Here is a 25,993-nt window from a genome sequence, read left to right as displayed (position 1 = left end):
TCCTGGTCGCCCCGGCTGTCCCGGTCGTCCCAGCTGTCCCGGCCGGACTGGCGCCGGGCGATTTCATCCCGATTCCACCCTTTGTTCACCCCCTCCGCACGGGATGTCAGTGGCGCGTGCTCTCATGGAGGCATGATCGAAACGCAGGAAATCAAGGAAAGCATCGACGACTTTCTCGCACGTCAGGCCGCCGACGTGGAGCGCGTGATCCGCGCCGCCGCCACCGCGGAGATCACTCCGCGGTTCCGGCAGCTCGCCGAGGACGAGGTGGTCCAGAAGAGCGGCCCGCACGACCTGGTGACCGTCGCCGACCGCCTGGCGGAGGAGTTCCTCACCCGCGAGCTCACGGCGCTCCTGCCCGGCTCGGTGGTCGTCGGCGAGGAGGCCGTGCACGCCGACCCCTCGACGTACGAGGCGATAGCCGAGGGCGCCCCGGTGTGGATCGTCGATCCCGTCGACGGGACACGCCAGTTCGTCCGCGGCGACGCGGGCTTCTGCACCCTGGTCGCCCTCGCCCTGGACGGCGTGGTCCTGGCCTCCTGGACGTACGCCCCGGCGCTCGACCAGTGCGCGGTGGCCGTCCGCGGCAGGGGCGCCACGCTGAACGGCACGCCGCTGCGCGCCGGGACCCCCGAGCCCGGCCACCCCCTCACCGTCGCCACCTCCCACCCCGACTTCACGACGGACGACCAGAAGCACGCCCTGCTCGGCGTGTTCACCGACGGCTTCGCGGCCCGCCCGTGCGGCTCCGCGGGCCTGGAGTACCTGGCGGTGGCGCGCGGCGAGCTCGACGCCGTCGCGTTCACCTGGGAGCTGGCCTGGGACCACGCGGCGGGCCTGCTCCTGGTCGAGGAGGCGGGCGGCGCCCACCTCACCCGCGAGGGCGTGCCCTTCGCCATCACCGGGGGCAACGCGCTGCCGTTCACGGCCGCCCGGGACGCGGCCACGGCCCGCCGGGTCGCCGACGCGCTGGCGGCCGGGGCCTGAGTGCCCCGCCCTGCCGCCGGGGCCCGCGGCCGGGGCCCCGCGGGCCCTCCGGCATATCCTGTGCGGCACTGGCCACCGGCTGACGAAGGAGTCCGAAGGTGCCGTCGATGCTCGATGCCGTCGTCGTGGGAGCGGGTCCGAACGGTCTGACCGCCGCCGTGGAGCTGGCCCGCCGAGGCTTCTCGGTGGCCGTCTTCGAGGCCGAGGCCACCGTCGGCGGCGGCGCCCGCACCGAGGAGCTCACGCTGCCGGGCTTCCGGCACGACCCCTGCTCGGCCGCGCACCCCCTGGGCATCAACTCCCCGGCGTTCCGCGCCCTGCCCCTGCAGCGGTACGGCCTGCGGTGGCTGCACGCCCCGCTGCCCATGGCCCACCCGTTCCCCGACGGCGGCGCCGCCGTGCTCGCCCGCTCCGTCGCCGAGACGGCCGCCTCCTTCGGCCCCCGCGACGCGGGCACCTACCGGCGCCTGGTCGCGCCCTTCCTGCCGCACTGGGACACCCTGGCGCGGGACTTCATGTCGCTGCCCCTGACCGCCCTGCCGCGCGACCCCGTGCTGCTCGCCCGCTTCGGGCTCCAAGGACTCCCGCCGTCGACGTGGCTGCTGCGGCGGTTCCGGGACGACCGGGCGCGCGCGCTGTTCGCCGGGCTCGTCGCCCACGTCATCGCGCCCCTCAACGGCCTTGCGACGACCGCCGTCGGCATGGTCTTTGCCCTCGCCGCCCACGCGCGGGGCTGGCCCGTCGCCCGCGGCGGCTCCCAGGCCATCTCCGACGCCCTCGCCGCGTACCTCAAGGACCTCGGCGGCGCCGTCCACACCGACTACGAGGTCAAGCGCCTCGACGACCTGCCGCCCGCGCGCGCCTACGTCTTCGACACCTCGCCCACCGCGCTCGCCCGCATCGCCGGACTCGGCCGCTACTACGACGCGTACCGGTACGGCGCCTCCGTCTTCAAGATCGACTACGCCCTGGACGGCCCCGTGCCCTGGACCGCCGAGGCGCCGCGCCGGGCGGGCACCGTGCAGATCGGGGCCACGAGCCAGGAGATCGGCAGCGCGCTGCGGGCCGCCTCGCGCGAGGGCCGGGCCCCGGACACGCCGTTCCTCATCACCGTCCAGCCCAGTGTCGCCGACCCCACCCGCGCTCCCGAGGGCAAGGCGGCCTTCTGGGCGTACGGCCACGTGCCCAACGGCTGGCGGGGCGACCTCACGGACGCCGTCGAGCGTCAGCTGGAGCGCTTCGCGCCCGGCTTCCGCGACCGCGTCCTGGCCCGCGCCACCGCGGGCCCGCCCCAACTCGCCACGCGCAACGCCAACTACGTGGGCGGCGACATCGCCTGCGGCGCCGCCAGCGGGCTGCAACTCCTCCTTCGGCCCCGGCTCACCGCGTTCCCGTACCGCACCCGGCACCCGGCCGTGTTCCTCTGCTCGTCCGCGACACCTCCGGGCCCCGGCGTGCACGGCATGTCCGGGCACAACGCCGCGAAGGCCGTCTGGAAGCGGCTCAGGCAGCAGGACGCGGCCTCATGACCGCCCGCGTCACGCTCGTCCAGGGCGACATCACCGAGCAGCGCGCCGACGCCGTGGTGAACGCGGCGAACTCCTCGCTCCTCGGCGGAGGCGGCGTCGACGGCGCCATCCACCGCCGGGGCGGCCCCGAGATCCTCGCCGCCTGCCGCCGCCTGCGCGCCGCCCACTACGGCAAGGGCCTCCCGACCGGCGAGGCGGTGGCCACGACGGCGGGGAAGCTGGCCGCCGCACACGTCGTCCACACCGTCGGACCCGTCTGGTCGGCGACCGAGGACCGCTCCGCGCTGCTCGCCTCCTGCTACCGCGAGTCCCTGCGGGTCGCCGCCGGACTCGGCGCCCGCACGGTGGCCTTCCCGGCGATCTCGACGGGCGCGTACCGCTGGCCGATGGCCGACGCCGCCCGCATCGCGGTCCACGCGGTCCGCGAGTCCCTGGCGGCGCACCCGGAGGTGAGCGAGGTGCGGTTCGTCCTCTTCGACACGGCGGCCTACCAGGCCTTCGAGGAAGCGCTGGCCGACGAAGGCTGATGTCGGATTCCCGCCAGCTGTGGGGGCGGCGATCGCCCATCCTTGAGCCATGCCCACCGTGACGCCCAGCGCATCCGAGCCGCGTACGCCCCACGAGTCGTACGCGGGAGGAGCCCCGGGAACAGCCGCCCCCGCCGGGATGCACGGGGACTTCGACCGCTGCGTGCGGGCCGTGCAGTCCAAGGACGACCGGTTCGACGGATGGTTCTTCACCGCCGTCCTGACCACCCGGATCTACTGCCGCCCCAGCTGCCCCGTCGTGCCGCCCAAGCCCGAGAACATGACGTTCTACCCGAGCGCCGCCGCCTGCCAGCAGGCCGGGTTCCGCGCCTGCAAGCGGTGCCGCCCCGACAGCAGCCCCGGCTCGCCCGAGTGGAACCAGCGCGCCGACCTCGTCGCCCGCGCCATGCGCCTCATCGGCGACGGCGTCGTCGACCGCGACGGCGTGCCCGGCCTCGCCGCCCGCCTCGGCTACAGCACCCGCCAGATCGAGCGCCAGCTCCGCGCCGAGCTCGGCGCCGGACCCCTCGCGCTCGCCCGCGCCCAGCGCGCCCAGACCGCGCGGCTGCTCATCGAGACGACCACGCTGCCCATGGCGCAGATCGCCTTCGCCGCGGGCTTCGCCTCCATCCGTACGTTCAACGACACCGTCCGCGAGGTCTTCGCGCTCGCCCCGGGCGAGCTGCGCACCCGCGCCGCCCGCCGGGGCCGCGGCCACAGCGGCCAGGCGCCCGCCGCCCACGGCACGCTCTCGCTGCGGCTGCCCTTCCGTGCCCCGCTCAACCCGGACAACCTCTTCGGCCACCTGATCGCGACCGCCGTACCCGGCGTGGAGGAGTGGCGCGACATGGGTGGGGGCGGCGCGGAGCGCCACGATGGAAGGGCGGTGGCGGGAGACGGGTGGGCCTACCGCCGCACCCTGCGCCTGCCCTACGGGCACGGCGTCGTCGCGCTCACCCCGCACCCCGACCACATCGGCTGCCGCCTCACCCTCACCGACCCGCGCGACCTGACCCTCGCCATCAGCCGCTGCCGCAGGCTCCTCGACCTGGACGCCGACCCCGTCGCCGTGGACGGCCAGCTGCGCGCCGACCCGCTGCTCGCGCCCCTCGTCGACAAGGCGCCGGGGCGGCGCGTGCCGCGCACCGTGGACGAGGCCGAGTTCGCGGTCCGCGCGGTGCTCGGCCAGCAGGTGTCCACGGCCGCGGCCCGCACCCACGCCGCGCGCCTGGTCACCGCGCACGGCGAGCCGGTCGACGACCCCGAGGGCGGCCTCACCCACCTGTTCCCGGCCCCCGCCGCGCTCGCCGCGCTGGACCCCGACTCGCTCGCGCTGCCCCGCAGCCGCCGCGCCACCCTCATGACCCTCGTACGCCATCTCGCCGACGGCACGCTCCGGCTCGGCGTGGAGAACGACTGGGAGCTGGCCCGCGCCCAGCTCACCGCGCTGCCGGGCTTCGGCCCCTGGACCACCGAGGTCATCGCGATGCGGGCGCTCGGCGACCCCGACGCCTTCCTGCCGTCCGACCTCGGCGTCCGCCGCGCCGCCCAGGGCCTCGGCCTGCCGCACACGCCCGCCGCGCTCACCGCCCGCGCGGCGGCCTGGCGGCCCTGGCGGGCGTACGCCGTCCAGTACCTGTGGGCGACGGACGACCACGCCATCAACCACATTCCCGCGCACCCCGCCCCCTGAAGACCCCGGGACCGATCACCATGCACCGTACGCACACCGTCATCGACAGCCCCTACGGGCCGCTCACCCTCGTCGCCACCGACGGCACCCTCAGCGGCCTGTACATGACCGAGCAGCGCCACCGCCCCGCGGAGGAGACCTTCGGCGACCGCGACCCCGACGGCTTCGACGCGGCGACCGAGCAGCTCACGGCCTACTTCGCGGGCGAGCTGACCCGGTTCGACCTGCCGCTGCGCCTGGACGGCACGCCGTTCCAGCAATCCGTCTGGCAGCAGCTCCTGAAGATCCCGTACGGGCAGACCCGTACGTACGGGGAGCTCGCCGACGCCCTGGGCAAGCCCGCCGCGTCCCGTGCCGTCGGCCTGGCCAACGGCAAGAACCCCATCGGCGTCATCGTGCCGTGCCACCGCGTCATCGGCGCGGGCGGCGGCCTGACCGGCTACGGCGGCGGCCTCGACCGCAAGCGGCGCCTCCTGGAGCTGGAGAGCGGGACCGCCCTGTTCTGAGCCGCGCTCAGTCCGCACCGGCCCCCGAGTCGGCCAGCTCCGCGATCACCTCGGCGTGGCAGGGCTCCGGCACGCACCAGCAGCCAAGGCGGCGCCCCCGCAGCGCGGGCAGCAGCGCGAGCAGGTCCGGGCGGCTGAGCAGATGGTCGCGGTACATCGCCACGACCTCCTCCCGCGTCCCGTCCTTGCCGGGCCTGAAGGGGCTGGCCAACGGAGAGCCCTTCAGCTGCCAGCCGCCGCGGTGCATGGCCCGGCCCACGTAGACGACGTCGGCGTAGTCGGGGTCCTCCCGGTGCCCCTTGAGGTTGACGACCGTCGTACGGCTCATGACGCGGCTCCCTCCGGGCGCGGCGCCGCGAAGACCGCGCAGGTCGTCGTGGCATGGGCGTGCAGCTTGCCGCCGACGGAGCCGACGACACGGGCCTCGGCCGTGGCCGTGGTCCTGCCGACGTGGTCCCCGTCGAGGATCTTCCGCAGCAGGGCCGCGCCGCTCACGCCCGCCGCCCCTGCCCAGGGCACCGGCGGCTGCCAGGTGTGCGTGCGCACGCGCGGCGCGTGCGGGTCCGGCCGCGTCGGCTGCGTGGTCATCGGGGCACTCCGTCCTTCGGCCCTGGCGCGCTCTGCTCGGCTCGCGCCGCTCTCCTACGACTCTCGCTGGCTTCGGCGACGGCCGCGCGCCGTGAGGCCCCGCGCGGGGCCTCTCGAAGGGGCCGGTGCCCCGCCTCGCGCGCGGATCAGCCGACCCGGCGCCCGTCCTCCAGCTCCACCGCGCCGCCGCCCGCCGCCAGCACGTCGAGCGCGACCCGCAGCCGCCGCGCGAGCGGCACCGAGAGGTACGCGTCCAGGTCCCCGGGCGCCACCAGACGCCAGGAGAGCAGTTCCTCCTCCTGGATCCGGATGTCCGCGAACCGCTCGTCGGGGAGCACCCCGCCGTCGTACAGATACGCCACCAACGGCGGCCGCTCGTCCGTGCCCGGCACCCAGTCGACCACGAGCAGTCCGCCGAGGTCGATGTCCAGGCCGACCTCCTCGGCGGTCTCGCGGCGGGCGCCCTGACGCGGTGTCTCGCCGTCGGCCGACTCGACGCCGCCGCCCGGAAGCGCCCATTTCTCACGGTAGTTCGGCTCGACGAGCAGGACGCGGCCCGCCGGGTCCCGGATGACGGCGGCGGCTCCGGCGAGGACGCGGGGCAGCCCCGCGATGTAGGCGGCGTAGTCGAGGGTCGTCACGGGGGAAGCGTAGCCCCACGCGGTGGACCGCCGGTGGAGCGCGGTGGCCTCACTCGTCCGACCTGCCCCGGGACTTGGCGATCCGGCGGAGCCTGGGGTGGCGGTCGGTCGACTGCGAGGTCAGGGCGTCGCCGACCATGGCCCGCACCGCGTCCCGCAGGCCGTGCAGGGCCGTGTGCCGCGCGGGTCCCGCCCCCGGGTCCGCCCTGAGTTCCTTCAGGAGCGCCCAGCACAGCGCCAGCATGACCACGACGAACGGCAGGGCCACCAGGATGGTCGCGCTCTGCAGGGACTTGAGGCCGCCCGCGACGAGCAGCACGGCGGCCACCGCCGACATCAGCGCGCCCCAGGTGACGACGAGCCAGGTGGGCGGGTGCAGCGAGCCGCGGCTGCTGAGCGAGCCCATCACGAGCGAGGCGGAGTCGGCGCTGGTGATGAAGTACGTCATGACGAGGACCATCGCCACCCACGAGGTGACCGTGGTCAGCGGAAGGCCGTCCAGCATGGCGAACAGGGACGCCTCGGCGCCCTCCTTGGCCTTGGCCGCCATGTCCACCGCCCCGGTCGTGTCGAGCCGGATGCCGGTGCCGCCCATCACGCAGAACCACACGACGGTCGCCCCGCTCGGCACGAGCAGCACCCCGACCAGGAACTCCCGGATCGTCCGGCCGCGGGAGATGCGCGCGATGAACGTGCCGACGAACGGCGCCCAGGACAGCCACCACGCCCAGTAGAAGATCGTCCACGCGCCGAGCCAGGAGCTGTCGGTGAAGGCGCCGGTGCGCGTGGCCATCGGCAGGAGCTGGTGCAGGAAGCCGCCGACGCTCGCCGGGATCGCGTCCAGGATGAACACCGTCGGGCCGAGCACGAAGACGAACAGCATCAGGAGGGCGGCGAGCCCGAGGTTGAGCGTGCTGAGCCACTTCACGCCGCGGTGCACCCCGGAGAAGGCGGAGAGCACGAAGGCCGCGCCGAGCGAGACGATGATGATCAGTTGGAGGGTGGTGCTGTCCTCGGCGCCCGCGGTCAGATGCAGCCCCGTGGAGACCTGGAGCGCGCCCACGCCGAGGCTCGTGGCGGTGCCGAAGACGGTCGCGAAGACGGCGAGCAGATCGATGATCCGGCCGGGCCAGCCCGTCGCCCGCGCCTCGCCGATCAGCGGTACGAAGACCGAACTGAGCCGGTTCCCGCGCCCCTTGCGGAAGCCCGCGTACGCGAGCGCGAGGCCCGCGATGCCGTAGATCGCCCACGGCGTCAGGGTCCAGTGGAAGAAGGAGTACTCGAACGCGACGCGGGCGGCGCCCCCGGTGCGCGCCTCGACGCCGGAGGCGGGCGGCGGGTCGAGGTAGTGCGTGAGCGGCTCCCCGACGCCGTAGAACATCAGGCCGATGCCCATGCCCGCGCTGAACATCATCGCGATCCAGGCGAGGCTCGTGAACTCCGGCTCGGAGTCGTCGGCGCCGAGCCGGATCCGGCCGAAGCGGCCGAAGGCGAGCAGCACGCACAGGACCAGGAAGACATCGGCCGCGATCACGAAGAGCCAGGCGAAGTTGTCCAGGACCCAGGACAGGGCGGAGCCGGTCGTGTTCTCGAAGGACGTCTTGCCGATGGCCGCCCAGGCGACGACGCCGAGGACGACGAGGGCGCCGATGCCGACGACGGTGAAGTCGGGGGAGCCGTCGGGGGCGGAACCGGGCGCAGGGGGCGGGTCCGGCGGGCCGCCGGGGGTTCCGTCGGGGAGCGGCTGATCGATCACTTCCGTGCTCATGACGCCCCACTATGGAGCGGTACGCGCCGCTTTTTCCGGCTGACGCGCCGTCCTTGCGCCCAGCTGACCATGGGCAGGGGGCCCTTCCTGCGGTTATGGTCGCAGCGGCGCGACTGCCTTGCCGCGAGCAAGGCCGGAAGCAAGGGGAACGCAAGGTGGCGGACGCAGGGACGACAGCTCACGACGGGGGCCGTGAGACGCGGAGCGGACACGGCCGCGGACACGTGCTGATCGCCGCGGACAAGTTCAAGGGGTCGCTCACGGCCGTCGAGGTCGCGCAGCGCGTGACGGCGGGCCTGCGCCGCGTCGTGCCGGACCTGTCGGTGCGCGCCCTGCCCGTGGCGGACGGCGGCGACGGCACGGTCGACGCGGCCGTCGCGGCCGGGTTCGAGCGCCGTCAGGCGCGGGTCACCGGGCCGCTCGGCGACGAGGTCACCGCGGCGTACGCGCTGCGCGACGGCACGGCGGTCGTGGAGATGGCCGAGGCGTCGGGCCTGCAGCGCCTGCCCGAGGGCGTCTTCGCACCGCTCACCGCGTCGACGTACGGCACGGGCGAGCTGATCCGCGCCGCCCTGGACGCGGGCGCGCGCAGCATCGTCTTCGGGGTCGGCGGCAGCGCCACCACGGACGGCGGCGCGGGCATGCTGGCCGCGCTCGGCGGCCGGTTCCTGGACGCGGCCGGGCAGCCGGTCGCCCCGGGCGGCGGGCCGCTGCGCGACCTGGAGACCGCTGATCTGTCCGGGCTCGACCCGCGCCTGAAGGACACTGAGATCGTCCTCGCCAGCGACGTCGACAACCCCCTGACGGGCCCCAAGGGCGCCCCCGCGGTGTACGGCCCGCAGAAGGGGGCGTCGCCGGAGGACGTGGCGGCGCTCGACACCGCGCTCGCGCACTTCGCGCGGGTGCTCGGCCGGTCCGTGGGGCCGCGGGCCCTGGAGTACGCCGAGGCGCCCGGCGCGGGGGCCGCGGGCGGCATCGGCTTCGGCGCCCTCGTGGGGCTCGGCGCGTCCTTCCGGCCCGGCATCGAGGTCATGCTGGACGTCCTGGGCTTCGCGCCCGCCCTGGCCGGGGCGCAGCTCGTCATCACCGGCGAGGGCTCCCTCGACGAGCAGACCCTGCACGGCAAGGCGCCCGCCGGGGTCGCGGCCGCGGCCCGCGCGGCCGGGGTCGAGGTCATCGCCGTCTGCGGGCGCCTGGCCCTGCCGCCGACCTCCCTCGGCACGGCGGGCATCCGCCGTGCGTACGCCCTGACGGACATCGAGCCGGACGTCGCCCGCTGCGTGGCCGAGGCGGGCCCGCTCCTGGAGCGCCTGGCGGAGGGCATCGCCCGGGACTATCTGCGCTGACTGCCCCGGCGCCCGGCGCCCCGGCCCGGGCGTGTGCGGGCAGCGAAAAGCCGGATGGGCCCGAACCACGAGGTTCAGGCCCACCCGGCTCGGGTCGGTCGAGGGAGGCTACGGCAGCTGTGCCGCCCGCGCCTCACGCCGGTTGTCCCGGAAGTTGTTCACCCGGCGGGCCGTGGCGAAGAGCGGGATCACGGCCCCGAGCACCAGCTGGAGCGCGCAGCCCGTCTGCAGCAGCAGCTGCCCGCCCGGCGCGTCGAAGGCCCACGCCGCGAGCAGCCCCATCGCGGAGACGATCCACGCCAGCATGGCCACCGCGAGGGGACCGCGCGGCTTCGGGTACTCGACGCGGCTGACCATCAGCCACGCCGTACCGATGATCGCGAGGAGCGTGGCCACGAAGGGCAGCTCCAGGAGCACGATCGAGACGACCGTCAGCGCCCCGAAGGGCGAGGGCATCCCCTGGAACACCCCGTCACGGAGCGTCACGCACGAGAATCTCGCAAGCCGCAGCACCACCGCCAAGAGCACCACGATCGCGCCCACCGCCGCGACCCGCTGGTGCGCGTCGTCGGCGACCATCCCGTACACGAGCACGAAGTACGCGGGCGCGAGCCCGAAGCTGATCAGGTCCGAGAGGTTGTCCAGCTCCGCGCCCATCGGCGAGGACCGCAGCTTGCGCGCGACGAGGCCGTCGAACAGGTCGAAGACCGCCGCGCAGAGCATCAGGATCACGGCCGTGGCCGCGCTGTGCCGGGCCATGCCCGACTCGTCACTGCCCGTGAGGTGCGGGATGAGGATGCCGGTGGTCGTGAAGTAGACCGCCATGAATCCGCACGTGGCGTTGCCGAGCGTGAGGGTGTCCGCTATTGACAGGCGCAGCGACAGCGGCATGTCCTCGTCGGCGTCGTCCACCGCGTCGACGGCCTCGGGCACCCAGCTGCCCGTCTGCGCCTCGGGATCAGTCACGGTCAATGCGAGTCACCCCAGCCACGGTCTTCTGACCGACCTCGACATCCACCTCGACGCCCTCGGGCAGATAGATGTCGACGCGCGAGCCGAAGCGGATCAGCCCGATCCGCTCGCCCTGCTCCACCTTCGTGCCCTGCGGCACGTACGGCACGATGCGCCGGGCCACCGCGCCCGCGATCTGGATCATCTCGATGTCGCCGAGCTCGGTGTCGAAGTGCCAGACAACGCGCTCGTTGTTCTCGCTCTCCTTGTTGAACGCCGGGACGAAACCGCCGGGGATGTGCTCGACGGACGTCACCGTGCCCGCCAGGGGCGCGCGGTTGACGTGCACGTTGAGCGGGCTCATGAAGATCGCGACGCGGGTGCGCCCGTCCTTCCACGGCATGATGCTCTGCACGACGCCGTCGGCCGGGGAGATCACCCTGCCCTGGGTGATCTCGCGCTCGGGGTCGCGGAAGAACCACAGCATGCCCGCGGCGAGCGCGGTGGTCGGTACGGCGAGGGCCGCGGCGCCCTTGGACCGGCGCGCCCGGGCCAGGCTGAGGGCCGCGGTGGCGACGGTCGGCAGGAGCCACGGCGATGCTCCGCGCGCGAGGCGTACACCAGCCAGGCTGTCGCGAGGTGCAGAGGTTTGGCTGTGGGGCATGGATGACCTTCGTAGCGGATGATGCCGCACTGCATACGGGGGGACGGCGGCTTTCCCGGGATCGTATCGGTTGCGAGCCACAACTGGGCAAGCCAGGAAGCCGAGTCGGCCGCCCGCGCGTGCTGACTGGGTGTGATCTTCTTCTCGATTAGATCTCGAAGAAACCGTCCCAAACCGGGCATTCAGCCCTGAAGTCGATACTCTTCGAGGAGTCGTCGGCCAATGATCATTTTCTGGATCTCGGCGGTTCCTTCACCGATCAGCAGCATGGGCGCCTCTCGGTACAGGCGCTCGATCTCGTACTCCTTCGAGAAGCCGTAACCACCGTGGATCCGGAACGCGTCCTCCACGACTTCCTTGCAGTATTCGGACGCCAGATACTTCGCCATCCCTGCTTCGAGGTCGTTTCGCTCCCCGGAGTCCTTTTTGCGTGCTGCGTTTACCATCATCGCATGGGCGGCCTCGACCTTGGTAGCCATCTCCGCGAGCTTGAACTGAATTGCCTGGTGCTGCGCGATCGGCTTGCCGAAAGTGTGCCGTTGCTGGGCATAGGAGACGCCGAGCTCGAAGGCACGCTGAGCGACACCGCAACCACGCGCCGCTACGTTCACGCGGCCGACTTCGACGCCGTCCATCATTTGGTAAAACCCCCGGCCGGTGGTCCCGCCGAGCACGCGATTGGCTGGAATGCGCAGGTCATCCATGACCAGCTCGGTGGTATCGACGCCCTTGTAGCCCATCTTGTCGATCTTGCCCGGGATCGTCAGGCCGGGGCGCACCTCGCCGAAGCCCGGCTCCTTCTCCACCAGGAAGGTCGTCATCGACTTGTGCGGCGCCGTCCCCTCGGGGTGGCCTTCGTCACTTCTGACGAGCACGGCCACGAGCGTTGACGTACCGCCGTTCGTCAACCACATCTTCTGACCGTTCAGGACGTACTCGTCGCCGTCCTTGACCGCCTTCGACGTGATCGCCGACACGTCCGAGCCGAGCGCCGGCTCCGACATCGAGAACGCCCCGCGGACCTCGCCGAGCGCCATCCGCGGCAGGAAGTACTCCTTCTGCTCCCGCGTGCCGTGCTGCTTGAGCATGTACGCCACGATGAAGTGGGTGTTGATGATGCCGGACACCGACATCCAGCCGCGCGCTATCTCCTCCACGCACAGGGCGTACGTCAGGAGCGACTCGCCCAGGCCGCCGTACTCCTCGGGAATCATCAGGCCGAACAGGCCCAACTCCTTGAGCCCGTCCACGATCCGCTGCGGATACTCGTCGCGGTGCTCTAGGTCCGTCGCGACCGGGATGATCTCTTTGTCGACGAAGTCACGGACGGTGGACAGGATTTCCCGCTGGACATCCGTGAGGCCCGCGGTCTGGGCGAGTCGGGACATGGCTACTTCTCCTGGCTCTTCGGCTCCGGGCGGCCGGGCTGCTCGCCGCCGCGCTCCTTGATGTACGTCTCGGTGGGCACCATCACCTTGCGGCGGAACACGCACACCAGGGTGCCGTCCTGCTTGTAGCCCCTCGTCTCCACGTGGACGACGCCGCGGTCCGACTTCGACTTCGACGGCGTCTTGTCGAGGACCGTGGTCTCGCCGTAGATCGTGTCGCCGTGGAAGGTCGGCGCCACGTGCTTGAGCGACTCGACCTCCAGGTTCGCGATCGCCTTGCCCGACACGTCCGGCACGGACATGCCGAGCAGCAGCGAGTACACGTAGTTGCCCACGACGACGTTCTTCCCGAAGTCCGTCGTCTTCTCCGCGTAGTTGCTGTCCATGTGCAGCGGGTGGTGGTTCATGGTGAGCAGGCAGAACAGGTGGTCGTCGTACTCGGTGACCGTCTTGCCGGGCCAGTGCTTGTAGACGGCGCCGACTTCGAACTCTTCGTAGGTACGGCCGAACTGCATGTCCCTCACGCCTCCGGAGCTTCGAACGCCGACGTGCGCCGCATGCCCGCCGCACGGCCCTTCCCGGAGATGACGAGCGCCATCTTCCGGCTCGCCTCGTCGATCATCTCGTCGCCGAGCATCGCCGAGCCCTTCTTGCCGCCCGCCTCGGAGGTGTAGTACGCGTACGCGTCGAGGATCAGCTCGGCGTGGTCGTAGTCCTCCTGGGACGGCGAGAACACCTCGTTCGCGGCCTCCACCTGGCCGGGGTGCAGGACCCACTTGCCGTCGAAGCCGAGGGCCGCGGCGCGCTGGGCGACCTCGCGGTAGCCGTCGATGTTCTTGATCTGGAGGAAGGGGCCGTCGATCGCCTGGAGGTCGTGGGTGCGGGCGGCCATCAGGATGCGCATCAGGATGTAGTGGTACGCGTCCGCCGGGTAGCCGGGCGGCTGCATGCCCACGACGAGCGACTTCATGTTGATCGACGCCATGAAGTCGGCAGGGCCGAAGATGATCGTCTCAAGTCGTGACGAGGCGCCCGCGATCTCGTCAACATTGACCAGACCCTTCGCGTTCTCGATCTGTGCCTCAATGCCGATGCGCCCGACCTCGAAGCCCATCGTCTTCTCGATCTGCGTGAGCAGCAGGTCCAGGGCCACGACCTGCTGGGCGTCCTGGACCTTGGGCAGCATGATGCAGTCGAGGTTCTGGCCCGCGCCCTCGACGACGGTCACGACGTCGCGGTACGTCCACTCCGTGGTCCAGTCGTTGACGCGCACCACACGCGTCTTGCCCGTCCAGTCGCCCTCGTTGAGGAACTTGACGATCGTGTGCCGTGCCTCCGGCTTGGCGAGCGGCGCGCAGGCGTCCTCCAGGTCGAGGAAGACCTGGTCGGCGGGGAGGCCCTGGGCCTTCTCCAGGAAGCGGGGGTTGCTCCCGGGCACCGCCAGACAGGAGCGGCGGGGACGAAGGCGGTTGATGTCAGGAAGGTGCGCGGCGGAGCCGCTCGTTAGAGGGGTGGTGGCGGGCGACGGGCGGGTCATGCGGGGACCTCCAACGGGTCGAGGTGGTTCGCTGTGCGGATCTCGTCGACGATACGGCCGATGATCTCCGTGATGCCGAAGTCCTTGGGGGTGAAGACGGCGGCCACACCCGCCGCCCTCAGGTCCTCGGCGTCGCTGCTGGGAATGATGCCGCCGGCGATGACGGGGATGTCGTTGGCCCCGGCGGCGCGCAGCCTGGTCAGGACGTCCGGCACGAGCTGCGCGTGCGAGCCGGAGAGGATCGACAGGCCCACCGCGTGCACGTCCTCCGCGAGCGCCGCGTCGACGATCTGCTCGGGGGTGAGCCGGATGCCCTGGTAGACGACCTCGAACCCGGCGTCGCGGGCCCGGACCGCGATCTGCTCGGCGCCGTTGGAGTGCCCGTCGAGGCCGGGCTTGCCCACCAGGAAGCGGAGCTTGCCGGTGCCCATGTCCGCGGCCGTCTTCTCGACCTTCTCGCGGACCAGGGCGAGCGGCGTGCCCGCCTCGGCGGTGACCGCGAGCGGCGCCCCGGAGACGCCCGTGGGCGCCCGGAACTCGCCGAAGACCTCCCGCAGGGCCCCCGCCCACTCGCCGGTCGTGACCCCGGCGCGGGCGCACTCCAGGGTGGCCTCCATGAGGTTGCCGGTGCCCTGCGCGACCTCCTTGAGCCGGTCGATGGTCTGCTGGACGGTCGGGAAGTGGAACGGGTCGCCGCCGCCCTGCCGGTCGGAGGACTCCTGCCGCGTGGTGCGCCAGTCCCGCACCGCGGCCACGACGCGCGCCTCGACCGCCGGGTCGACCGTCATGATCGCCGTGTCCAGGTCGGCCGTGAGCGGGCTCGGCTCCGTCGCCTCGAAGACGTTCACGCCCACGATCTTCTCGTCGCCCGCCTCGATCCGCGCGCGCCGCTCCGCGTGCGAGGACACCAGCTGCGACTTCAGATAGCCGGACTCGACGGCGGCCATCGCGCCGCCCATCTGCTCGATGCGGTCCATCTCCGCCAGGGACGCCTCGACGAGCGCGTCGACCTTGCCCTCGACGACGTGCGAGCCCGCGAAGATGTCCTCGTACTCCAGGAGGTCCGACTCGTGCGCGAGGACCTGCTGGATGCGCAGCGACCACTGCTGGTCCCAGGGCCGGGGCAGGCCGAGCGCCTCGTTCCAGGCCGGGAGCTGTACGGCACGCGCGCGTGCGTCCTTGGAGAGCGTGACGGCGAGCATCTCCAGGACGATGCGCTGGACGTTGTTCTCCGGCTGGGCCTCGGTCAGGCCGAGCGAGTTGACCTGCACGCCGTAGCGGAAGCGCCGCTGCTTGGGGTTGGTGATGCCGTAGCGCTCGCGCGTGACCTGGTCCCAGATGCGGCCGAACGCGCGCATCTTGCACATCTCCTCGATGAACCGCACGCCCGCGTTCACGAAGAACGAGATGCGCGCGACGACGTCACCGAACTTCTCCTCCGGCACCTGCCCGGAGGCGCGCACCGCGTCGAGCACGGCGATGGCCGTGCTCATCGCGTACGCGACCTCCTGGACCGGCGTGGCCCCGGCCTCCTGCAGGTGATAGCTGCAGATGTTGATCGGGTTCCACTTGGGGATGTGCGCCACCGTGTACGTGATCATGTCGGTGGTCAGCCGCAGGCTCGGCCCCGGCGGGAACACGTGGGTGCCGCGCGACAGGTACTCCTTGACGATGTCGTTCTGCGTCGTCCCCTGGAGCGTGGTGATGTCGACGCCCTGCTCCTCCGCGACGACCTGGTAGAGCGCGAGCAGCCACATGGCGGTCGCGTTGATCGTCATGGAGGTGTTCATCTGCTCCAGGGGGATGTCCTGGAACAGCCGCCGCATGTCCCCGAGGTGCGCCACGGGGACGCCGACCCGGCCCACCTCCCCGCGCGCGAGGACGTGGTCCGGGTCGTAGCCGGTCTGCGTCGGCAGGTCGAACGCGACCGAGAGGCCCGTCTGGCCCTTGGCCAGGTTGCGCCGGTAGAGCTCGTTCGACGCCTCTGCCGTGGAGTGCCCGGCGTACGTCCGCATGAGCCACGGCCGGTCCTTCTGGCGTTCCGTCATGTGCGTAACCTCGGTGTCCTCGGTGTTCTCAATGACCTCGGCGTCCTCAGACGTTCCGGAAGCGGTTGATGGCGTCGATGTGCTGGGCGCGCTTCTCGGGGTCGCGCACGCCGAGGCCCTCGGCGGGCGCGAGCGCGAGGACGCCGACCTTGCCCTGGTGCAGGTTGCGGTGCACGTCATAGGCGGCCTGCCCGGTCTCCTCCAGGGGGTACACCTTCGAGAGCGTCGGGTGGATCTTGCCCTTGGCGATGAGCCGGTTGGCCTCCCACGCCTCGCGGTAGTTGGCGAAGTGCGAGCCGATGATGCGCTTGAGGGACATCCACAGGTAGCGGTTGTCGTACTCGTGCATGTAGCCCGAGGTGGAGGCGCAGGTGGTGATGGTGCCGCCCTTGCGGGTGACGAAGACGCTGGCGCCGAAGGTCTCCCGGCCGGGGTGCTCGAAGACGATGTCGATGTCCTCGCCGCCGGTGAACTCGCGGATGCGCTTGCCGAAGCGCTTCCACTCCTTGGGGTCCTGGGTGCGCTCGTCCTTCCAGAACTTGTAGCCCTCGGCGCTGCGGTCGATGATCGCCTCGGCGCCCATGGAGCGGCAGATGTCGGCCTTCTGCGGGCTGCTCACCACGCAGATGGGGTTGGCGCCGCCCGCGAGCGCGAACTGTGTGGCGTACGACCCGAGTCCGCCGCTCGCGCCCCAGATCAGCACGTTGTCGCCCTGCTTCATGCCCGCGCCGTTGCGCGAGACGAGCTGCCGGTACGCGGTGGAGTTCACCAGGCCGGGGGCGGCGGCCTCCTCCCAGCTCAGGTGGTCCGGCTTCGGCATGAGCTGGTTGGACTTCACCAGGGCGATCTCGGCGAGCCCGCCGAAGTTGGTCTCGAAGCCCCAGATGCGCTGCTCGGGGTCGAGCATCGTGTCGTTGTGCCCGTCGCTGGACTCCAGCTCCACGGACAGGCAGTGCGCGACGACCTCGTCGCCGGGGTGCCAGGCGTTGACGCCGGGCCCGGTGCGCAGCACGACGCCCGCCAGGTCGGAGCCGATGATGTGGTACGGCAGGTCGTGACGCTTCGTCAGGTCGCTGAGCTTGCCGTACCGCTCCAGGAAGCCGAACGTCGACAGGGGCTCGAAGATCGACGTCCACACGGAGTTGTAGTTCACGCTCGACGCCATCACCGCCACCAGGGCCTCGCCCGGGCCGAGTTCGGGCACCGGCACCTCGTCCAGGTGCAGCGACTTGCGCGGGTCCTTGTCGCGCGTGGCGAGCCCCGCGAAGAGCTCGGTCTCGTCCTTGTGCACGGTCACGGCGCGGTACGACTCGGGCAGTGGCAGCGCGGCGAAGTCGGCGGCCGACGTGTCCGGCGATTGGATCGCGTCCAGGATTTCCTGCATGGGTTGCCTCCGGCGAAGGGCACCCCGTGGGGGGGTGCTCTGAGGGGTACGTCGGGGTGGTGCGTGGCGTGGTGCCCGGGTGCTTCGTGGGGGGCGTGCTCGGTGCTCGACGGGTACGAGGGGGCCTCGGACCCGTGGGGTGACGGGAGGTGCGAAGCGGTGGTGCCGTCGGTTCGGCGGAGGTGGTGCTGCGGCGGCGCCGTGGTGGGGCGCAGGGTGCCTGTGACGCAGGCGTCCGGGCGCGCTCGCCGAGGCTTGCGGGGACAGCCGGCGTACGGGTGGTGTCCGTGCGCCGGCCGCCCGGACAACATCAACGTATGACACCGCGTGCCAGTCGGCAAGACACTCAGTGCCAACAATTTCACTCAGTTGTCATTGACCCGGTTCATCTGAGCGATGATCGATCATTGCAGGTCAGAGGGGGTGCGCCGGGCAGGCAGAAAGAAGCCCGCCCGCTCCTGAGGGGGAGCGGGCGGGCGGAGTGGGAGTGCGGGGCGGGTCAGGGGCGCGTGCGCAGGGCCTTCTCGATGGTGCGCATGATCTCGTCCAGGGGCGCGTCCGTGCGGGCCACGGTCACCAGGACCTCACCCCGGTCCGATACGGTCGCGGGCGCCCCCGAGGGGGCCGCGTCGCGCCCGGCTCCGATGCCCGTCCCGAAGGTCCGCCGCACGATGCCGAAGGCGTGGTCGAGCTGGCCCTCCACGTCCCCCTGGCCCCCGGCCCGCAGCCACCGCCGCAGCACGTGGTTGTGGGCCGTGACGACGGCGGACGCCGCGACCTCCGCGAGCAGCGGGTCGTCGTTGCCGTCGTGGTGGGCGTGCTCGTCGAAGTGGCCCAGGAGATAGCGCGTGAACAGCCGCTCGTAGCGCGCCACGGAGGCGATCTCGCGCTCCCGCAGCGTCGGGACCTCGCGCGTGAGGCGGTAGCGCTCCACGGAGACGGCGGGCGAGGCCGCGTACATCTTCATGACTTCCTTGATGCCGCGGCACACGGTGTCGAGCGGATGCTCGTGCGCGGGCGCCGCGTTGAGCACGGCCTCCGCACGGATCAACGTGTCGTCGTGGTCGGGGAAGATCGCCTCTTCCTTGGAGCGGAAGTGGCGGAAGAAGGTCCGCCGGGCCACCCCGGCCGCGGCCGCGATCTCGTCGACCGTCGTGGCCTCGTACCCCTTGGTCGCGAACAGCTCCATGGCCGCGGCCGCGAGCTCGCGGCGCATCTTGAGCCGCTGCGCGGCGGCACGGCTGCCCGCGGCGCTCTCCGGAGCGTCGGGCGTAGCGGGCGTACGTGAGGACTTGGCGGCCTTGGGCATGACCCGAACGTACTGCATGTGCGCAGCTGAGTGCGCCCGTGGGAGCGGACCGCCCGAGGGTTCGAGCAGCCCTCCCCAGTCCGCCCGCCCGGCGCGCACGACACCGTGCGCGCCGGACGGTCCTTCGTGGGCCGGGTCAGCGCCGGGCATATTCGCGGAAGCCACGGCCCGTCTTGCGGCCGAGGCAGCCCGCGGCCACCAGATGCTCCAGGAGCGGCGCGGGCGCGAGGCCCGGCTCGCGGAACTCGCGGTGCAGGACCTTCTCGATGGCCAACGACACGTCCAGGCCGACGACGTCCAGGAGCTCGAAGGGGCCCATGGGGTAGCCGCCGCCCAGCTTCATCGCGGCATCAATGTCGTCAAGGGACGCGTAGTGCTCCTGGACCATCTTGATCGCGTTGTTGAGGTACGGGAACAGCAGGGCGTTCACGATGAACCCGGCCCGGTCCCCGCAGTCCACCGGATGCTTCTTGATCGTCGCGCACAGCTCCCTGGCTGTCGCGTGCACCTCGTCGGTGGTGAGCACCGTCCGCACGACCTCGACGAGCTTCATCGCGGGCGCCGGGTTGAAGAAGTGCAGACCGATCACGTCACCGGGGCGCGAGGTGGCGCGGGCGCAGGCCACGACCGGCAGCGAGGACGTGGTGGTGGCGAGGACGGCGCCCGGCTTGCAGATCTTGTCGAGCGTCGCGAACAGCTGCCGCTTGACCTCCAGGTCCTCCGCGACGGCCTCCAGGGCCAGATCGACGTCCGCGAACGCCTCGTACGAGCCGCTCGGCGTGATCCGGTCCAGCGTCTTCGCGGCCGACTCGGCGGTCATGCGGCCCTTGTCGACGGAGCGCGAAAGCGACTTAGCGACACGGGTCTTGGCCGCGGCCGCCTTCTCCTCGGTGCGGGCGGCGAGCACCACGTCGTACCCGGCCTTCGCGAAGACCTCCGCGATGCCGGACGCCATCGTCCCGGAACCGGCCACGCCGACGGAGCGCACCTCGCGCCCCCGCATCTGCCGCGCCCCCTCGACGGGCGTCAGCGCGTCCCGCACCACCTCGCCGCTGTCCGGCTCGGCGTACGTATAGAAGCCGCGGCCCGCCTTGCGCCCCGTCAGGCCCGCCTCGCTGAGCTGCTTGAGGATCGGCGCGGGCGCGTGCAGCCGGTCGCGCGACTCGGCGTACATGGCGTCCAGGACGGTCCGGGCGGTGTCGACGCCGATCAGGTCGAGCAGCGCGAGCGGCCCCATCGGCAGGCCGCAGCCGAGCCGCATCGCCGCGTCGATGTCCTCGCGGCTCGCGTACTTCGCCTCGTACATCGCCGCGGCCTGGTTGAGGTAGCCGAAGAGCAGTCCGTCGGCGACGAATCCGGGGCGGTCGCCGACGGCGACGGGCTCCTTGCCGAGCGCGGCGGCGAGTTCGGTGACGGCGGCGACGGCCGCGGGGGCGGTCAGGACGGACGAGACGACCTCGACGAGCTTCATCGCGGGCGCCGGGTTGAAGAAGTGCAGGCCCAACACCCGCTCGGGGCGGGCCGACTCGGCCGCGAGCCGCGTCACGGACAGGGCGTTGGTGCCGGTGGCGAGGATCGCGTCCGGGCGCACGATGCCGTCGAGCGCGCGGAAGATCTGCTGCTTGACCTCGTACGACTCCGGCGCGACCTCGATCACCAGGTCCGCGTCGGCGGCGGCCTGGAGATCGGTGAAGGTGCGGAAGCGGGCGACGGCGTCCGCGCGCTCGCCCTCGGTGAGCCGCTCGCGGCGCACGGCGCGCGCCGTCGAGGCCTCCAGGGCGGCGACGGCGTGCGCGGCGGCCTGCTCGCTGATGTCGATGCCGATGACCTCGCGGCCCGCGACGGCGAGGACTTCGGCGATGCCCGCGCCCATCGTGCCGAGGCCGACGACGGCGACGGTGTGCAGCGGCGCGCCGGACGTGCTGGACGTACGGGCGGAGGGAGCGTCCATGCGGGGACTCCAGGGAGTGAGTGACGACTGAGAGGGCGCACGCGCGGGGCGCGCGGAGGGGCGCGTCGGACACGACGGCGCGCGCGTGACAGCCACGCGAGCGGCGTGAAGGGGTGTACGGCGCGCGTCAGTTGCGCGAGAAGGGGAGCCGACGGGCCCGGTCCCGGAGCCGCGTCGTCCTGCGGTACGTGCGTACCGAACCGACAACACTCTCGACGGCTGCGTCACCAGGCCGTCAGGAGTCGTGGAACTGCTGGGTGGAGCTGCTACGGGGAGTGTGCCCCGCTCACTTGAGATTAACCGGTGAGTAACGAGCGCGCCAGCCCCCGGTGCCTGTGACCTCGGTCGCGACTAGGCTCACCGCATGGATGCGGAGTTGCGGACGGTGACGGATCGCTTACGACGCGAGGCGGCCGCGTCGGGAGCGCAGAAGGCGTACGAGAGACTGCTGGCCGTCAGCGACCCGGACGAGCTGGCGGGGATGCTCCAGGCGGCGGGACAGCCCCTGTGGGCGCGGGAGTTGGCGGCGGTGCGGCTCGGCCTCGCGGGCGACAAGCGCGCCTTCGAGTCGCTCGTGCTGCTGCTCAACCACCGGGACCCGCCGCGCTGCGCGGCCGCCGCGTACGCGCTCGCCCGGCTCGGCGACCCGCGCACCGCACGCGCGGCGGCCGCGCTCGCCACGAACGAGCTGCGGGTGGCCTACGCCCTGCACCCCGTGCGGCTGCTCACCGAGCTGCGCGCCCCGGAGTCGGCGCCCGCGCTGATCACCACGCTGCGCCGCCGCCTCGCCCCCAACGACCCCTACGGCAAGGTGGCCCTTGCCTGCGTGGAGGGTCTGGGCGCGCTGGGGGACGCCCGGGCGATCCCGGTGCTCACGGCCGCCGTCGCCCACCCGCGCCTCGCGGCGGCCGCGTCGGCGGCCCTGGCGCGGGTGTCGGCGTGAGCCGGTCGGGCACCCAGAGGGGGGCGCGCGTACGCACTCCGGCGGGCCGGGCGGGCTCCGGCGGCCCGGGGCGCGGAGGCGCGGGGCGGTGGCGAGGCGCTCCCGGTCCGCGGGCGCGCTACGCGCCCGTGGCCGCCTCGTCCGGCACGATCGCCAGGGCTTCTATCTCCATCAGGAACTCGGGCGAGATCAGCGCCGCGACCTGCATGGCCGAGGACGCCGGAAGGCGCGCCGGGTCGAGGTGCGCGTCCCGCGCGGCGCGCACCGCGGACATGTGGGCCATGTCCGTGACGAAGTACGTCAGCTTGATCACGTCGTCGAAGGTCGCGCCCGCGGCCGCCAGACAGCGGCGCAGGTTCTCGAAGACCCGCATGGCCTGGGCCGCGGGGTCGCCCGCGCCCACCAGCTCGCCCCGCTCGTCCAGGGCGAGCTGGCCGGAGACGGCGACCAGTCGGCCGGTGCCCGTCACGACGTGGGTGTACGCCGTGGCGGGTGCGACTCCGTCAGGGGCGTGGATGTGCGTCAGTCGGCTCATGATCCCCATGGTGGACCATGGGTCTGACAACGCCCTCGGCGCGGTCGCGCGGACCCCGTCGGCGGGCCCGGTGCCACGGGCCCGCCGGGCGCGGGATCAACGGGCCCGCCCGGCGCGGGATCAGCTGCGGAAGCCGAGCAGCCCGTGCAGTTCGGCGCTCCGCGCCGCCGAGCCGCGCGCCGGGGCCCGCCGCGGCTTCGGGTCCGGCAGCGCCTTGCACACCGCGTCGACCTCGCCGCCGCTGCTCGGCACCTGGCCCTTGTCGAGGTACTTCGCCAAGTACCGGTCCAGGCAGGCGTTCCCGCTCAGGGTGACGCCGTGGTTGCCGCCGCCCCACTCCACCACGAGGCGCGAGCCGCGCAGCTTGCGGTGCATCGTGATCGCGCCCTCGTAGGGGGTCGCCGCGTCGTCCGTCGCCTGGAAGAGGAGCACCGGCGGCAGCGCGGAGTTGCGGACGTCCGTCGGGCGCAGGCTGGGGGTCGGCCAGAACGCGCACGGCGCGTTGTACCAGGCGTTGTTCCAGGTGATGAAGGGCGCCTTCGCGTACACCGCCCAGTTGTCCGCGCGCCACCGGTCCCAGTCGCGCGGCCACGCCGCGTCCCGGCACTGCACGGCCGCGTACACCGAGTAGCCGTTGTCGCCCGCCGCGTCCACGGCCCCCAGGCTCTCGTACGCCTTCACGAGTGGCCCGGTCCGCCGGTGGTTGGCGTAGGCCGCGAACGCCTCGGCGAGCAGCGGCCAGTAGCCGTTGTAGTAGCCGCCCGGCAGATAGGTGTCCTCCAGCTCGGCGGCGCCGACCTTCCCGCCCGCGGGCCTCTCGGCGACGGCGGCGCGCATGGCGTACCACTTGGCCTCGACCTTGTCCGGGTCCTTGCCGAGCTTGTACGTCGTGTGGTGCTTGGCCACCCAGGCGAGGAACGCCTTGTGGCGGGCGTCGAACGCGAAGTCCTGGCTGAGGTTGGCCTCGTACCAGACGGCCGTCGGGTCGACCACGGAGTCGAGCACCATGCGGCGCACGTGGTGGGGGAACAGCCGCGCGTAGACGGCGCCCAGGTAGGTGCCGTACGAGTACGCGAAGTAGGAGATCTTCCGGGCGCCGAGGGCCGCCCGGATCGCGTCGATGTCCTTGGCCGCGCTGACCGTGTCGATGTACGGCAGCACGTGCGCGTACTTCTTCGCGCACGCCTTGGCGAAGGCCTGGACCCGACGCAGGTTCGCGCTCTCCAGGGCGGGCGTCGCAGGCACCGAGTCGGGCCGGACCGGGGCGGAGTGCCCGGGGCGGCAGGTGAGGGCCGGGGTGCTGCGGCCGACGCCGCGTGGGTCGAAGCCGATGACGTCGTACTGCGCGGCCACCTTCTTCGGCAGGGCCGCGGCGACGGATCCGGCCATCGTCAGGCCGCTGCCGCCGGGGCCGCCTGGGTTGACCAGGAGGGGCCCCTGGTACGTCTGGGCGGTGTGCCGCACGCGCGAGAGGGCGAGCGTGATCTGCTGCCCGTGCCGGTGGTCGTGGTCGAGCGGCACCTTCAGGGACGCGCACTGCAGGCGCGGGTGGTCGGGGGTCGCGCACTTCTTCCACACGAGGGTCTTCGGCGGGTGGGGGGTGCGCGGCGCGGTCCGTGAGTCGGCGCCCGCGGCGGCGGGCACCGCCGCGACGAGACCGGCCAGCAGGGCGGCGACACCGCACAGCGAGACGGCGCTTCTTCTCATCGAGCCTCCCGGGACGGAGGGTTCGGGGCCGTGCGGCCCACGACCCCCGCCGCATGGTCCCGGAATCCCTGCCCGGAAGAGGTCGTTCTGACAAGAAATGACCTGAAAGGAGCACGGTCTGAACGAGTGCCCGCCGGCCTTCGGTCAGAGCAGCGTGAGCTGCGTGGCCTCTGGTGCGGACGCGGCCTCCCGGGGTACGCGGATGCGGCGTGCGCCGCCCGCGCGCGTGGGGCCGATGCCGAACTCCTCGGCCAGCTCGTGCACCTGGCGGGTGACGCGGCGCTGGTACCACTTGGGCGCGTAGGCGCCCTCCGCGTAGAGGCGCTCGTAGCGCCGCACCAGATGCGGGTGGTGGTGTCCCAGCCACTCCATGAACCACTCGCGCGCGCCGGGGCGCAGATGCAGCACGAGCGGGGTCACCGACGTCGCCCCGGCCTCGGCGACCGCCCGCACCGTGGCGCGCAGCTGGTCCGGGTGGTCACCGAGGAAGGGGATCACCGGCGCCATCAGGACGCCGCAGCCGATGCCGTGCTCGGTGAGCGTGCGCACGACCTCCAGGCGGCGCCCGGGCGCGGGCGTGCCCGGCTCGACGGTGCGCCACAGGGTTTCGTCGAGAAAGCCGACGGACACCGAGATGCCGACGTCGGTGACGGCGGCGGCCTGCCGCAGCAGGTCCAGGTCGCGCAGGATCAGCGTGCCCTTGGTGAGGATCGAGAACGGGTTCGCGTGCGCGCGCAGGGCCTCGATGATGCCCGGCATCAGACGGTAGCGGCCCTCCGCGCGCTGGTAGCAGTCGACGTTCGTGCCCATCGCGATGTGGTCGCCGTGCCAGCGGGGCGAGGCCAGCTCGCGGCGCAGCAGGTCGGGTGCGTTCACCTTCACGACGATCTGGCTGTCGAAGCCGAGCCCGGTGTCGAGGTCCAGATAGCTGTGCGTCTTGCGCGCGAAGCAGTACACGCACGCGTGCGTGCAGCCCCGGTAGGGGTTGACCGTCCACTCGAAGGGCATGCGGGAGGCCCCGGGCACGCGGTTCACGATCGTTCTGGCCCGGACCTCGTGGAAGGTGATCCCACGGAACTCGGGCGCGTCGAAGGTCCGGGTGGTCACCGCGTCCGCGCCGAACAGCGCGGCGTCCGCGGTGCCCCGGCGCGGCCCGTCGGACAGGCTCTCCCAGCGCATGACGCCTCCTCGGTAGCACTGGCCACAGAATAGAACACATGTTCCCTTGATCGTGCGGACGTCACCCCCGACCTGAGGGGGACCCGATTTGGGGCGCCGCCGCACGGGGTGGTTGGGTGACGGTCGAACCTTTGAGACACCAACTGGAGGAAGTGCCATGGCGCAGGTCGAGGCGACCACGGAGCGGATCATCACGGCGCGGCCGGAGGACGTCTTCGATGCGCTCGCCGACTACAGCGGCACGCGCGCGAAGATCCTGTCCGAGCACTTCAGTGAGTACGAGGTGCGCGAGGGCGGCGACGGCGAGGGCACCCTCGTCCACTGGAAGCTCCAGGCCACCAGCAAGCGAGTCCGCGACTGCCTCCTCGAGGTGAGCGAGCCCACCGACGGCGAGCTGGTCGAGAAGGACCGCAACTCGTCCATGGTCACCACCTGGCGCGTGACCCCCGCGGGCGAGGGCAAGGCGCGCGTGGCCGTCTCCACGGTGTGGAACGGCGCCGGCGGCATCGGCGGCTTCTTCGAGAAGACCTTCGCCCCCAAGGGCCTCGCCCGCATCTACGACGCCGTCCTCGACAAGCTCGCCGCCGAGGTGGAGAAGTAGCCGGAGCCGAGACCGGCCGGGGCGCCGACGGGCAGTCGGCGCCGCGCGGCCGGGGTTGAGGAACGGCGGCGAGAAATCGCCGCACCCGGCACGGGAGTTGGGGGGGGGGGGGGGGGGGGGGCGGGGGGGGCCGCCCCCCCCCCCCCCCCCCCCCCCAAAGGCCGTCGCGGTAGCGGCGGAACTACCCACCGGGCGGTGGCGCTCCGCGTCG

At 72.4% G+C, this 25,993-nt stretch carries 24 protein-coding genes; 8 read left to right on the top strand and 16 right to left on the bottom strand.

Translation table 11 applies throughout. From position 1 onward, the window contains the following. Positions 1-132 precede the first annotated feature (132 nt). The 5 genes from ACIG3E_RS20010 to ACIG3E_RS19990 all read left to right on the top strand — a co-directional run bounded on the left by ACIG3E_RS20010 (position 133) and on the right by ACIG3E_RS19990 (position 5,242). Positions 133-987, top strand: a complete 855-nt coding sequence (locus tag ACIG3E_RS20010; protein WP_399617929.1) for an inositol monophosphatase family protein — start codon at positions 133-135, stop codon at positions 985-987. Between the two features lie 107 nt (positions 988-1,094). Continuing rightward, a complete protein-coding gene (locus ACIG3E_RS20005) occupies positions 1,095-2,516 on the top strand; it encodes a phytoene desaturase family protein (protein WP_399617926.1) in 1,422 nt (473 codons plus the stop codon). Further along, positions 2,513-3,043, top strand: coding sequence for an O-acetyl-ADP-ribose deacetylase (locus ACIG3E_RS20000; protein ID WP_399617923.1), 531 nt, complete (start codon positions 2,513-2,515; stop codon positions 3,041-3,043). Before ACIG3E_RS20005 ends, ACIG3E_RS20000 begins: the two co-directional genes overlap by 4 nt. Positions 3,044-3,182: 139 nt before the next feature. Next, positions 3,183-4,736, top strand: coding sequence for a DNA-3-methyladenine glycosylase 2 family protein (locus ACIG3E_RS19995; RefSeq protein ID WP_399618820.1), 1,554 nt, complete (start codon positions 3,183-3,185; stop codon positions 4,734-4,736). A gap of 20 nt (positions 4,737-4,756) precedes the next feature. After that, positions 4,757-5,242 (top strand): methylated-DNA--[protein]-cysteine S-methyltransferase, encoded by a 486-nt coding sequence (locus ACIG3E_RS19990; RefSeq protein WP_242725900.1) that lies wholly within the window; start codon positions 4,757-4,759, stop codon positions 5,240-5,242. A gap of 7 nt (positions 5,243-5,249) precedes the next feature. On the opposite strand, the gene ACIG3E_RS19985 is transcribed toward ACIG3E_RS19990, so the two are convergent. From ACIG3E_RS19985 to ACIG3E_RS19970, 4 genes are all read right to left on the bottom strand, one after another. After that, positions 5,250-5,570, bottom strand: coding sequence for a DUF4326 domain-containing protein (locus ACIG3E_RS19985; RefSeq protein ID WP_399617919.1), 321 nt, complete (start codon positions 5,568-5,570; stop codon positions 5,250-5,252). Then, positions 5,567-5,830, bottom strand: a complete 264-nt coding sequence (locus ACIG3E_RS19980; protein WP_399617916.1) for a hypothetical protein — start codon at positions 5,828-5,830, stop codon at positions 5,567-5,569. Before ACIG3E_RS19980 ends, ACIG3E_RS19985 begins: the two co-directional genes overlap by 4 nt. A 146-nt stretch (positions 5,831-5,976) precedes the next feature. After that, positions 5,977-6,471 carry an NUDIX domain-containing protein gene (locus tag ACIG3E_RS19975; protein ID WP_399617913.1) on the bottom strand — a complete coding sequence of 165 codons (495 nt, stop codon included), beginning with the start codon at positions 6,469-6,471 and terminating at the stop codon, positions 5,977-5,979. A 49-nt stretch (positions 6,472-6,520) separates the two neighbouring features. Then, a complete protein-coding gene (locus ACIG3E_RS19970; RefSeq protein WP_399617910.1) occupies positions 6,521-8,239 on the bottom strand; it encodes a BCCT family transporter in 1,719 nt (572 codons plus the stop codon). Positions 8,240-8,463: 224 nt separating this feature from the next. On the opposite strand from ACIG3E_RS19970, the gene ACIG3E_RS19965 reads away from it, so the two are divergent. Beyond that, positions 8,464-9,585: a glycerate kinase gene (locus tag ACIG3E_RS19965; protein ID WP_399618817.1), complete on the top strand. Its 1,122-nt coding sequence runs from the start codon at positions 8,464-8,466 to the stop codon at positions 9,583-9,585. A gap of 108 nt (positions 9,586-9,693) precedes the next feature. Here ACIG3E_RS19965 and pssA read toward each other — a convergent pair whose 3' ends face one another. The 9 genes from pssA to ACIG3E_RS19920 all read right to left on the bottom strand — a co-directional run bounded on the left by pssA (position 9,694) and on the right by ACIG3E_RS19920 (position 20,817). Further along, positions 9,694-10,557, bottom strand: a complete 864-nt coding sequence (pssA, locus tag ACIG3E_RS19960) for a CDP-diacylglycerol--serine O-phosphatidyltransferase (protein WP_399617907.1) — start codon at positions 10,555-10,557, stop codon at positions 9,694-9,696. Beyond that, positions 10,544-11,200 carry a phosphatidylserine decarboxylase gene (locus tag ACIG3E_RS19955; protein ID WP_399617904.1) on the bottom strand — a complete coding sequence of 219 codons (657 nt, stop codon included), beginning with the start codon at positions 11,198-11,200 and terminating at the stop codon, positions 10,544-10,546. Before ACIG3E_RS19955 ends, pssA begins: the two co-directional genes overlap by 14 nt. A 182-nt stretch (positions 11,201-11,382) precedes the next feature. Further along, entirely contained in the window at positions 11,383-12,588 is a 1,206-nt protein-coding gene (locus tag ACIG3E_RS19950) for an acyl-CoA dehydrogenase family protein (RefSeq protein ID WP_138962570.1), read from the bottom strand. A gap of 2 nt (positions 12,589-12,590) precedes the next feature. Continuing rightward, a complete protein-coding gene (locus ACIG3E_RS19945) occupies positions 12,591-13,103 on the bottom strand; it encodes a MaoC family dehydratase (RefSeq protein WP_399618814.1) in 513 nt (170 codons plus the stop codon). 5 nt (positions 13,104-13,108) lie between these two features. Next, positions 13,109-14,125 carry an HpcH/HpaI aldolase/citrate lyase family protein gene (locus tag ACIG3E_RS19940; RefSeq protein ID WP_399617900.1) on the bottom strand — a complete coding sequence of 339 codons (1,017 nt, stop codon included), beginning with the start codon at positions 14,123-14,125 and terminating at the stop codon, positions 13,109-13,111. Further along, complete coding sequence (locus tag ACIG3E_RS19935; protein ID WP_399617897.1) at positions 14,122-16,173, bottom strand: protein meaA; 2,052 nt, start codon at positions 16,171-16,173, stop codon at positions 14,122-14,124. The genes ACIG3E_RS19940 and ACIG3E_RS19935 overlap by 4 nt, the downstream gene beginning before the upstream one ends. Positions 16,174-16,219: 46 nt before the next feature. Beyond that, positions 16,220-17,557 (bottom strand): crotonyl-CoA carboxylase/reductase, encoded by a 1,338-nt coding sequence (gene ccrA, locus ACIG3E_RS19930; RefSeq protein WP_399617894.1) that lies wholly within the window; start codon positions 17,555-17,557, stop codon positions 16,220-16,222. A 499-nt stretch (positions 17,558-18,056) separates the two neighbouring features. Next, the gene (locus ACIG3E_RS19925) at positions 18,057-18,866 is read right to left on the bottom strand and encodes a TetR family transcriptional regulator (RefSeq protein ID WP_242725921.1); all 810 of its coding nucleotides are present in this window, start codon (positions 18,864-18,866) and stop codon (positions 18,057-18,059) included. Between the two features lie 136 nt (positions 18,867-19,002). Further along, on the bottom strand, positions 19,003-20,817 hold the full coding sequence (locus tag ACIG3E_RS19920) for a 3-hydroxyacyl-CoA dehydrogenase family protein (protein ID WP_399617891.1): 1,815 nt from the start codon (positions 20,815-20,817) through the stop codon (positions 19,003-19,005). A 364-nt stretch (positions 20,818-21,181) separates the two neighbouring features. On the opposite strand from ACIG3E_RS19920, the gene ACIG3E_RS19915 reads away from it, so the two are divergent. Continuing rightward, positions 21,182-21,760 (top strand): adenylosuccinate lyase, encoded by a 579-nt coding sequence (locus ACIG3E_RS19915; protein WP_399617888.1) that lies wholly within the window; start codon positions 21,182-21,184, stop codon positions 21,758-21,760. A 118-nt stretch (positions 21,761-21,878) separates the two neighbouring features. On the opposite strand, the gene ACIG3E_RS19910 is transcribed toward ACIG3E_RS19915, so the two are convergent. From ACIG3E_RS19910 to ACIG3E_RS19900, 3 genes are all read right to left on the bottom strand, one after another. After that, positions 21,879-22,295 carry a RidA family protein gene (locus tag ACIG3E_RS19910; protein ID WP_399617885.1) on the bottom strand — a complete coding sequence of 139 codons (417 nt, stop codon included), beginning with the start codon at positions 22,293-22,295 and terminating at the stop codon, positions 21,879-21,881. Positions 22,296-22,415: 120 nt separating this feature from the next. Then, positions 22,416-24,002, bottom strand: a complete 1,587-nt coding sequence (locus ACIG3E_RS19905; RefSeq protein WP_399617882.1) for an alpha/beta hydrolase — start codon at positions 24,000-24,002, stop codon at positions 22,416-22,418. Positions 24,003-24,146: 144 nt separating this feature from the next. Beyond that, a complete protein-coding gene (locus ACIG3E_RS19900) occupies positions 24,147-25,181 on the bottom strand; it encodes an Rv2578c family radical SAM protein (RefSeq protein ID WP_399617880.1) in 1,035 nt (344 codons plus the stop codon). Positions 25,182-25,338: 157 nt separating this feature from the next. Between ACIG3E_RS19900 and ACIG3E_RS19895 the strand changes: the two genes are divergently transcribed. Further along, a complete protein-coding gene (locus ACIG3E_RS19895) occupies positions 25,339-25,782 on the top strand; it encodes an SRPBCC family protein (protein WP_138962580.1) in 444 nt (147 codons plus the stop codon). The last annotated feature ends 211 nt before the right edge of the window (positions 25,783-25,993 follow it).

This window comes from Streptomyces sp. NPDC053474, from assembly GCF_044544845.1.
Lineage (GTDB): Bacteria > Actinomycetota > Actinomycetes > Streptomycetales > Streptomycetaceae > Streptomyces.
The sequence above is the reverse complement of the archived record's forward strand: the minus strand, read 5'-3'. Positions and strand labels throughout refer to the sequence as shown.

Bases quoted from the DNA above. Each gene is read 5' to 3' on its own strand.
- ACIG3E_RS20010 (WP_399617929.1), top strand. From the start codon at position 133: ATGATCGAAACGCAGGAAATCAAGGAAAGCATCGACGACTTTCTCGCA.
- ACIG3E_RS20005 (WP_399617926.1), top strand. From the start codon at position 1,095: ATGCTCGATGCCGTCGTCGTGGGAGCGGGTCCGAACGGTCTGACCGCC.
- ACIG3E_RS20000 (WP_399617923.1), top strand. From the start codon at position 2,513: ATGACCGCCCGCGTCACGCTCGTCCAGGGCGACATCACCGAGCAGCGC.
- ACIG3E_RS19995 (WP_399618820.1), top strand. From the start codon at position 3,183: ATGCACGGGGACTTCGACCGCTGCGTGCGGGCCGTGCAGTCCAAGGAC.
- ACIG3E_RS19990 (WP_242725900.1), top strand. From the start codon at position 4,757: ATGCACCGTACGCACACCGTCATCGACAGCCCCTACGGGCCGCTCACC.
- ACIG3E_RS19985 (WP_399617919.1), bottom strand. From the start codon at position 5,570: ATGAGCCGTACGACGGTCGTCAACCTCAAGGGGCACCGGGAGGACCCC.
- ACIG3E_RS19980 (WP_399617916.1), bottom strand. From the start codon at position 5,830: ATGACCACGCAGCCGACGCGGCCGGACCCGCACGCGCCGCGCGTGCGC.
- ACIG3E_RS19970 (WP_399617910.1), bottom strand. From the start codon at position 8,239: ATGAGCACGGAAGTGATCGATCAGCCGCTCCCCGACGGAACCCCCGGC.
- ACIG3E_RS19955 (WP_399617904.1), bottom strand. From the start codon at position 11,200: ATGCCCCACAGCCAAACCTCTGCACCTCGCGACAGCCTGGCTGGTGTA.
- ACIG3E_RS19950 (WP_138962570.1), bottom strand. From the start codon at position 12,588: ATGTCCCGACTCGCCCAGACCGCGGGCCTCACGGATGTCCAGCGGGAA.
- ACIG3E_RS19945 (WP_399618814.1), bottom strand. From the start codon at position 13,103: ATGCAGTTCGGCCGTACCTACGAAGAGTTCGAAGTCGGCGCCGTCTAC.
- ACIG3E_RS19940 (WP_399617900.1), bottom strand. From the start codon at position 14,125: ATGACCCGCCCGTCGCCCGCCACCACCCCTCTAACGAGCGGCTCCGCC.
- ACIG3E_RS19935 (WP_399617897.1), bottom strand. From the start codon at position 16,173: ATGACGGAACGCCAGAAGGACCGGCCGTGGCTCATGCGGACGTACGCC.
- ccrA (WP_399617894.1), bottom strand. From the start codon at position 17,557: ATGCAGGAAATCCTGGACGCGATCCAATCGCCGGACACGTCGGCCGCC.
- ACIG3E_RS19925 (WP_242725921.1), bottom strand. From the start codon at position 18,866: ATGCCCAAGGCCGCCAAGTCCTCACGTACGCCCGCTACGCCCGACGCT.
- ACIG3E_RS19920 (WP_399617891.1), bottom strand. From the start codon at position 20,817: ATGGACGCTCCCTCCGCCCGTACGTCCAGCACGTCCGGCGCGCCGCTG.
- ACIG3E_RS19915 (WP_399617888.1), top strand. From the start codon at position 21,182: ATGGATGCGGAGTTGCGGACGGTGACGGATCGCTTACGACGCGAGGCG.
- ACIG3E_RS19910 (WP_399617885.1), bottom strand. From the start codon at position 22,295: ATGAGCCGACTGACGCACATCCACGCCCCTGACGGAGTCGCACCCGCC.
- ACIG3E_RS19905 (WP_399617882.1), bottom strand. From the start codon at position 24,002: ATGAGAAGAAGCGCCGTCTCGCTGTGCGGTGTCGCCGCCCTGCTGGCC.
- ACIG3E_RS19900 (WP_399617880.1), bottom strand. From the start codon at position 25,181: ATGCGCTGGGAGAGCCTGTCCGACGGGCCGCGCCGGGGCACCGCGGAC.
- ACIG3E_RS19895 (WP_138962580.1), top strand. From the start codon at position 25,339: ATGGCGCAGGTCGAGGCGACCACGGAGCGGATCATCACGGCGCGGCCG.